Origin of the sequence: Tsukamurella pseudospumae, from assembly GCF_001575195.1 — a bacterium.
Lineage (GTDB): Bacteria > Actinomycetota > Actinomycetes > Mycobacteriales > Mycobacteriaceae > Tsukamurella > Tsukamurella pseudospumae.
Genome location: NZ_LSRF01000116.1, coordinates 1 through 370, shown reverse-complemented (window position 1 = coordinate 370; position 370 = coordinate 1). Strand labels below are relative to the sequence as shown.

At 65.4% G+C, this 370-nt stretch carries 1 pseudogene; it reads left to right on the top strand.

Features of this window, described 5'->3' with window-relative positions:
- Positions 1–370: pseudogene (locus tag AXK60_RS25380) on the top strand (IS21 family transposase); the annotation flags it as partial.

Below are 370 nucleotides of genomic sequence, written 5' to 3'. Positions count from 1 at the left end.
ATCCACACTCGGTTGATGGATGAGCACGGCATGACGGATGTCTCCTATGCGCGGGTCCGCGCCTACGTCGCCGAACGGAAACCGCAGATCGCCGTCGAGGCCGGGCGGGCACCGGCGACGGTGTTCATTCCGCAGGTGCACCGGCCGGGTGAGGAGGCGGAGGTCGACTTCGGCGAGGTCAGCGTCAAGCTCCGCGGGGAGCTGGTGATCTGCTACCTGTTCTCGCTGCGTCTGTCGTATTCAGGGAAGGCGGTGCACCGGGTTTCGATCAGTGCGGGGCAGGAGGCGTTCTTCGAGGGCCACACGCACGCCTTCAACGTGCTCGGCGGGGTCCCGACCAGGCATGTCCGCTACGACAATCTCAAATCGG